We start from the raw sequence: 8526 nt of genomic DNA on the forward strand, positions 1-8526 counted from the left end.
TTGCCGCTTTCGTGAAAAAGAGCCTTCGAGCGTTCCCGAGCAGAGGGTTGCCGGCGGCTTTGACCGCCTCGCACTGGAGAACGACCTGCCCACGGCCACTGGCCATCTGAAGGGCTTGCTCGACACTCGCGGCCTCGACTTGCTGCGTCGAAACGCGGCCCCGAGGGTCCATGACAACGACGTTAAAAGCGGTTGCGCTCATCGATACCAAGCGGCGCAGGTGAAGGAGCGGCGGTCATTCGGGTGACGACAGCGCAATGTCTTTGGCATCACCGCTGCCACCGGGTTGTCCGTCGGAGCCCAGCGAAATGAGATCGACGTCGCGTTGCAATTCAGACAGCTTGTAAATGTAGGCGTGTCCCCAGGGATCCAGGGGCACCCCTTTCTTGAGATAGGGGCCCTGCCATCTTGGTACGCCTGGTGGCTGCGAGATGAGCGCTTCCAGGCCCTGCTCAAGGGTAGGGAAGGCGCCAACTTCCAGTCGGTATTGATCCAGGGCTTTTTCGAGGGCGTCCATTTGGGCGCGTGCTACTTTGACTTTGGACTTCGCAACCGTATCGAAAAACCGTGGCGCTACCAAGCCGGTGAGCAGCCCGATGATGACGATTACCACCAGCAGTTCGAGCAGAGTAAAACCGCCGAGTAAACGGTTGCGGTCAGCACACTTCAAATAAGTGCGCCTGGCACGGCGGTGGTAGTGGCTCTCTTGGATCCGCGTCGCCTGCGGGGTCAGTTCTTTATCGATGCCTGCGCTGCTGGGGGTTTCAATAGTTGCACGATTCGTTGCCTGTTCGTTGGTTTTTTTGTCGCTCATGAATCTCTTTTTTTTTCGATAAAACGACGACTTCGTCAATTACCTGATTCCAACCAAGAGGTCAGCAAGTTCTGTTCCTAGTCTCCGCACTATTGTCGCCAAATCAATTGCGCATTATTTGCGCGGTGATGAATGCGTAGGACTGTACTTGAATGGCGAAAGACTGACATCCTCTAACTGGGGGGTGCCCTTTATCAAGCGATACATCTTTAGTGTTCTTTTTCCGTTGTGCACGCTGGTTGTTGAGTTGCAGTAGGCTGTTTCCGCCAGCGGCTGGGTTTGTAGTCGATGCTGAATTAAACCTGTGGGCTTAGTGGCTCCGACGCTACACTGCCCTCCAAATAGAGGGAGACAGAACCGCACCCCACCGCTAGACTGCGACGCACATTCGCCTAACTCGGCGAGAAAAAAATGGGGTGGGGGGAAATCAATGAGCTTATTGCAGCTACTCGCATCGGGCACGGTGCGGGTGAGTCGACTGCGGTCCTTGTTTTGGGCGCGGTTGTGTGTTATTTCCCTTTTTGTCATCTGCGGCATGGGCTCCGTTGCGCCCGCCTTTGCGGCGCCGTCGGATTGCGCTGGAACGTCGCTGGACGGGCAGGCGGCCTGTATTTTGCCGATGTATGCGTCACCGACTTATAGCTGGTGCACTGAAACCGGCTCATACCTTTACATCGATAACGCATTCAATGCCTGCTACGCCGAATTAGGCCTTAGCTCACCACTGACGAGTGAAAGCCAGGTTATTGCCGTCACAAATTGCGCAGACCGAAAATTAAGGTCGAATGCGGCTGGTTCTGGATACAGCGGACCCATACCGTGGGCGCCGACGGGCTCGACGAGTCCGAACGATAACCTGTGCTGGGCATACGTTCCATCAAGAGTGGTTAACGGACACTACGTGATGGGTTGGGCGAAAGACGCTGTAAGCAGCTTTGGGATGATGTTCATGCGCTCTGAAACTCCTTCCTGCCCAGCGGGATATACGGGGGTTTACAAGCTTCTCAATGGCTTCAATGAGCTGGTGTCTTGTAAGCCCGTTGTCTCGGGCCAGACCTGTGCTCCCGATAGCGAATGGAATACTTCGCTCAACTCGTGTGTTTTAAAGCTAGACGTCTACCGGAATACTTCAAAACCTGATCAATCGAGTTGTCGGCGAAAGACAATGGATCCGCCCGTTGGGCATCCTATTTATCCACTGTCTGGCGTCAATCGCGAAACCATTGAAACCGGGTTTGACGTCGGCACGGAGTCATTGCAATTGATCTATGACACCGCGCGACAGCTGAGCGGTTTAACGTCAGGAAATTTGCCATCCTTCGGCCGCCTGTGGGTGAGCAACCTGCACCGTAACTTAAGCATCTCCACCGGATCGACAGCCATCAAGGCCTATCGGGGCAACGGCGGCATGGTGACCTTTGTGCTCAAGGCCGGGGTGTACACCCCGGATGGGGACATCAATGACCGCATTGCGGCAGTCGCCGGTGGCTACGCCTACACCAACGCAGCCGAGAAAAAAGTAGAGCTTTACAACGCGGCTGGGCAGCTCACCAGCATCAGCGATTCGACCGGCAAGACATTGTCGTTTACCTACAGCACCTCGGGCACGGTGACAGCACCTGAGTCCGGCTACCTGATGCAAATTACGGCCAACACCGGACGAATACTGAAATTTGAGTACAGCCTTCCGGCAGGTGCCAACCCCGTGCTGGATGGCCGCATCTCCAGGATCATCGATACCAGCGGCAACGCCATTGCGGTGGGTTATGACGCAAGTGGAAACCTATCGTCCATCACCTGGCCGGGTGGCAAGACTCGGCAGTTCCTGTACGAGAGCGCCACTTTGCCCTGGGCTCTGACCGGCGTGATCGACGAGAACGCCAGCAGATTCCTGACGTTCACGTATGACTCGCTGGGCCGGGCTACCTCCACTGTGCAGGCGGGCGGTGTGGATAGTTATAGCGTGAGCTACGCCTCGCCGCCGGCCATGGTGATCAACGAGGTGCTGGACTCGGTGGCGAAAATAAAATACCGGTACCACGAAATCCAGCCGCCCACATCGGTTTCGCTGACTCAGCCAACAGGACAAAACGCGAGCTGGTCTGCGATCAATGCCGTCGGCTCACCAGCGCTGACTGGGGCAAGCCAGCCAGCCGGGTCGGGTTGTGCCGCGGCAAACAATGCGATGGCGTATGACTCGAATGGGAACCTGCTGTCGCACGACAACTTTCAAGGGGAGCGGTCCTGCTACGCCTATGACAGCAGCAACCGTGAAATATTGCGGATTGAGGGACTGGCAAATACAGCCAATTGCGCCACAGTCCTGGCGCCCAATGCTGTGCTCCCCTCGGGTTCCAGAAAGACTCTTACCCAATGGCATCCTGATTGGAGGGCTCCGATAAATGTCACGGCCCCGGGAAAAATCACCAGTCTGGTTTATCAAGGGCAAGCGGACCCATTCAACAACAATACGGTTGCTAGTTGCACATCCGCTCAAAACTTGCCCAATGGCAAGCCGTTGCCAGTAGTTTGTAAACGTGTAGAGCAGGCAACGTTGGATGTGGGTGGAGGATCTGCCGCGCTCTATGACCCCTATTTCAGTAACGTCGGCCTGCTGTTGCACGGCGATGGCACGAACGGAAGCACCACGTTTACCGACAGCAGTCCCGTGCCCAAGCTGGTGACGGTTGGGGGGAATGCCAAGATCAGCGCAGCGCAAAGCAAGTTTGGCGGATCGTCAATGTATTTCGACGGCGTACGGGATTATGTTTCTGTTCCCTCTAATCCATCCCTTTCCATGGGGTCATCTGACTTCACGCTGGAGATGTGGATTTACAAGCTCGGAAACAATGCAAACACATCACGCCTATGGAATCCCGATGGCGATTTGTATGCGGACGCAAACCTCGGAATTGACGCAAGCGGAAACCTGGTGAGTTACGGCTCATCCACTGGAACAAGCTGGAACGCCTGGGCTTTTGCGACGGGCATTGCCATTCCAAATGGCGTTTGGAAGCATGTGGCGCTGGTGAGGTCGGGCGGGACGGTGACCCTGTATGTTGACGGAGTCGGCACGGTCATCACAACAACCCTGGGTGCAACGGTACTCTATGACGGGGGGTATACGCATGTGATTGGAGGCCAGGGGGTGGGTCTTGATCGTCCATTCAACGGGTACGTTGATGATGTGCGCATTACCAAGGGGGTGGCGCGGTATATGGGGACATTTTCTGTGCCAACTTCCGCGTATTCGGGGCAAGCGAATTTAGATCCCAGTGCTCCAACGAAAACATCACTCTTTGCCTATGACGCGGCTGGCCGTCTTTTGACCAGCCGAGACCCGTTAGGACGGGTGAGTACCTATGCTTATTACAGCGATACAACAGGCGTGTTTGCCACTGATCCAAGCATCAGTAACGTCGGCCTGCTATTGCACGGTGATGGGACTGACGGATCCACGTCATTCACAGATAGCAGCGAGGCGCCCAAAGCAGTGACGGCTGGAGGGACCGCCAAGATCAGCACAGCGCAAAGTAAATTTGGCGGATCGTCAATGTATTTCGACGGCGTACGGGATTATGTTTCTGTGCCTTCTAATCCATCCCTTTCCATGGGGTCATCTGACTTCACGCTGGAGATGTGGATTTACAAGCTCGGAAACAATGCAAACACATCACGCCTATGGAATCCCGATGGCGATTTGTATGCGGATGCAAACCTCGGAATTGACGCAAGCGGAAACCTGGTGAGTTACGGCTCATCCACTGGAACAAGCTGGAACGCCTGGGCTTTCGCGACGGGCATTGCCATTCCAAATGGCGTTTGGAAGCATGTGGCGCTGGTGAGGTCGGGCGGGACGGTGACCCTGTATGTTGACGGAGTCGGCACGGTCATCACAACAACCCTGGGTGCAACGGTACTCTATGACGGGGGGTATACGCATGTGATTGGAGGCCAGGGGGTGGGTCTTGATCGTCCATTCAACGGGTACGTTGATGATGTGCGCATTACCAAGGGGGTGGCGCGGTATACGGCTAACTACACCCCACCCACGCAGGCATTTTGGGACGGAACCTCAATCATTGACCCCAATGCAGTCGGTCACACGGCCGGCGACCTGCAAAGCATCACCAATGCGGCGGGCCATGTGACCCAGTTCACGCAGTACGACCGGGCCGGGCGCGTGCGCCAGATGATCGATGCCAAAGGCGTGGTGACCGACACCGTGTACACGCCACGCGGCTGGGTGGCCAGCGTCACCACCACCGCGCCAGGGGGCGTTGGGCGCACCACCAGCTATACCTACGACGGCGTCGGCCAGCTCACCCAGGTCAGCCAGCCCGACGGCACCACCCTGGGCTACAGCTACGACGCGGCGCACCGGCTGGTGGGCGTGACCGACGCTCGCGGCAACGCTGTGAACTACACCCTGGACAACGTAGGCAACCGCATCGCGGAGGAGGTGCGCGACCCTACCGGCGCCCTGCAGCGCTCCATCAGCCGCTCCTTTGATGCGCTGAACCGCTTGCAACAGGTCACTGGGGCATTCAATTGAGTGAGCTGACGCTGTTTCGAAGCTCCGACAGGCGCGGCGAAGAACTTGAAATTAATCTGGAAGGATGACGGTAATGCGTGGGCAGAGATTTCTCGGAGTTGTCTTTTTGTGGTGCTTGGGCGTTTCGGCATTCGGCCAAGAGGTCTGCACCCCCACACGCATCAGTGATTTCAACACGCAATGCGCAGCAACCGGCGCCTATGTCGCGTCGCTAGAGGCGCAGTGTGTGGCCGGCGGTGGCGGTAGCCACTATTACTGCGGCTACTATCCGCTTCCGTCCCGAGTAAGGCCTATCTACAACGGTCTGGTATGCGAAGTTACGTGGATTCGCTCTCCATGGGGCGGCGAAAGCGAGGTTCCTACCCATACTGACCCGTTCTCAACTCTGACATGTGGTTGCCCGCCGGGCAAAGTCAAGGACACCTCGGTCAACGACAGGTGCATCGATCCCGCGCTGCCGAAGGGCAATGGACCGAGTTGTCCGTCAACTCCCAATCCAATCCATATAGGAACGGGCAACAAGTGGGTGCGGGAGATTGACGTTGATCTAGGTGGCATGCGCTTTGCGCGCTACTACAACAGCAACCCGAACACTATTAATTCTGTCTTTGGCGCTCTATGGTCGGCTGATTATGCTCAGCGCCTCAGCATCCAGTCGTCGATGGTGGCCGCGCATCGCGCCGAAGGCAAGATATTTGTCTTCACGCTCTCAGGCTCTAACTACATTGGTGAGGCAGACGTCTCTGATCGACTTTATCGAGAGACAGATGGTGGCGGCAACCTCATAGCCTATAGGCTCGAAACTGCCGACCAATTATTCGAGCGGTACGACCTCGCCGGTCGGCTGCTCAGTGTGACCAATGTCCGTGGCCACAAGCAATCCTTGTCATATGACGTAGACAGTCGCCTTATCAAGGTGATTGATGAAGCGACAGGCCGCGTACTCCGGTTAACCTATGACGCCCAGCAGCGTATTGCACGCGTTACCGATGCTGCCGGTCAGCAGATTGACTACGCCTACGACGCGGCTAACAACTTGGCAAGCGTCACCTATCCAGATACGAAGGTCAAAACCTACCACTACAACGAGGCGGCCTATACCGGCGGCGCGAATTTGCCCAATGCGCTGACAGGCATAAGCGATGAGAATGGGTCTAGGCATGCTACGTACATGTATGACAGCACGGGGCGTGCTACTGGGGAATACCACGCGGGAGGCGTTAATAACTATCAGCTTGTCTATGGGGATAACAGCACAAGCCTGACTGATGCTGCTGGAGTGACCCGACTCTTCAACTTCCAGAACATCCTGAGTGTGATGAAAGACACCGGAAGCTCTCAGCCCGCAGGCAGTGGTTGCGGTGCGGCCTCATCCGGTGTGTCCTATGATCTCAGCGGCAATGCCCTGTCTAGGGATGACTTCGCGGGAAATCGAACCTGCTATGCCTATGACGGCAGTAATCGAGAGACGGTTCGGGTGGCGGGCTTGTCAACCAGTGTTGCTTGCTCTTCCGTGATAGGTAGCGGCGCCGCGTTGCCGGTCGGGGCGCGCAAGACCACCACCACTTGGCATCCTGACTGGCGAGTAGCCACCCTGGTCAATGAACCATTGCGTAAGGTCAGCACCGTGTATCACGGCCAGCCTGATCCCTTCAATAGCAATGTGGCGGCGAACTGCTCCACGGCTGCTGTCCTGCCGAACGGGAGGCCGGTACCACTCGTGTGCAAACAGGTGGAGCAGGCGATGTTGAGCACCGGTGCAGCCGACCCGGCAGTGCCTGCCCGCACAACGACTTATACATATGATGCGGCCGGCCGAATGCTCACTAGCAAGGATTCCAACAACCAGACCACGAGCTACAGCTACTACGTCAGCACGGCATTTACCGGCAACGTACCCGGGACTTACGACCCAGATTTCGACTTGGTGCAAGTCCTGTTACACGGCAACGGTGCGGATGGCATCACCTCAATGGTTGACGACAGTCCTTATCACCGGACTGTGACGCCGAACGGCAATGCCAAGATCAGCACGGCGCAAAGCAGGTTTGGCGGTTCATCGATTGCGTTTGATGGCGTTGTTGACTACCTATCCATTCCGTATAACGCTGATTTTGCTTTTGATGCAGGTGACTTCACCATTGAAACGTTCTTGTACAAGAGCGCCAACAACGCCAACGGAATCCGAATCTGGCACCCCAACGGCGATTATTACGATGGGGTCGTGGCCTATATTGATCCGAATGGCAATTTTGGCGCCTATGTGTCCACCAATGGAACGAGCTGGACACAATCCCTGCCTGTCGTTGCCAATCTGGCCAATGGCCAGTGGTACCACCTGGCGATCACGCGCAGTGGGGGTTCCATCTTTGCCTTTGTCAATGGCGTCAAGTACACCGTCACGACAGCGCTTGGAACTTCCGTGCTCTATACCAACGCTGCATACGGTCGTGTGATTGGTGGACAGGCTGGCGTGAATCGGGCGTTAAATGGCTATGTGGACGAGTTTCGTATCACCAGGAGTAAGGCGCGTTACACCGAGAATTTTGTTCCACCAACACAGGAATTTCTGAATAACGGTCAGGTTCTTAGCAGCGCCGACATAGGCCACACGACAGGCGATCTCCAGTCGATCACCAACGCAGCAGGTCACGTGACCCAGTTCACGCAGTACGACCAGGCAGGCCGGGTGCGCCAGATGGTCGATACCAAGGGCGTGGTGACCGACACCGCGTACACCCCACGCGGCTGGGTGGCCAGCGTCACCACCACCGCGCCAGGGGGCGTTGGGCGCACCACGAGTTACACCTACGACGGTGTCGGCCAGCTCACCCAGGTCAGCCAGCCCGACGGCACCAGCCTGGGCTACAGCTACGACGCGGCGCACAGATTGGTGGGCGTGACCGACGCCCGCGGCAACGCCGTCAGCTACACCCTGGACAACGTAGGCAACCGCATCGCCGAAGAGGTGCGCGACCCCACCGGCGCCCTGCAGCGCAGCATCAGCCGCTCCTTTGATGCGCTGAACCGGCTGCAACAGGTCAGCGGCGCCGCCCAGTAAGTGCCGGGCAAGTAAAACCAATAACAGATCGAACAAACACCGCAAACCACAAAAGCGGTGCTGCAACCACCCGGGAGGGGTACAACATGAGCAAGC

At 56.8% G+C, this 8526-nt stretch carries 4 protein-coding genes; 3 read left to right on the forward strand and 1 reads right to left on the reverse strand.

The window, feature by feature from the left end; all coding sequences use genetic code 11:
- Window positions 1–247: hypothetical protein (locus tag AC1DUR_RS25580; RefSeq protein ID WP_477722370.1), on the forward strand; the 247-nt coding region annotated here is incomplete at its 5' end.
- On the opposite strand, the gene gspG is transcribed toward AC1DUR_RS25580, so the two are convergent.
- The gene (gspG, locus tag AC1DUR_RS25585) at window positions 236–670 is read right to left on the reverse strand and encodes a type II secretion system major pseudopilin GspG (protein WP_477722372.1); all 435 of its coding nucleotides are present in this window, start codon (window positions 668–670) and stop codon (window positions 236–238) included. The two genes, AC1DUR_RS25580 and gspG, sit on opposite strands and share 12 nt — an antisense overlap.
- 574 nt (window positions 671–1244) lie before the next feature.
- On the opposite strand from gspG, the gene AC1DUR_RS25590 reads away from it, so the two are divergent.
- On the forward strand, window positions 1245–5369 hold the full coding sequence (locus tag AC1DUR_RS25590) for a LamG-like jellyroll fold domain-containing protein (protein ID WP_477722371.1): 4125 nt from the start codon (window positions 1245–1247) through the stop codon (window positions 5367–5369).
- 73 nt (window positions 5370–5442) lie between these two features.
- Entirely contained in the window at window positions 5443–8430 is a 2988-nt protein-coding gene (locus AC1DUR_RS25595) for a LamG-like jellyroll fold domain-containing protein (protein ID WP_477722373.1), read from the forward strand.
- Window positions 8431–8526: the final 96 nt, after the last annotated feature.

The sequence above is a fragment of the Polaromonas sp. P4_F4 genome (assembly GCF_056401355.1).

What these genes read in the sequence shown, in the direction of transcription:
- AC1DUR_RS25590 (WP_477722371.1), top strand. Translation starts at nt 1,245, where the DNA reads ATGAGCTTATTGCAGCTACTCGCATCGGGCACGGTGCGGGTGAGTCGA.
- AC1DUR_RS25595 (WP_477722373.1), top strand. Translation starts at nt 5,443, where the DNA reads ATGCGTGGGCAGAGATTTCTCGGAGTTGTCTTTTTGTGGTGCTTGGGC.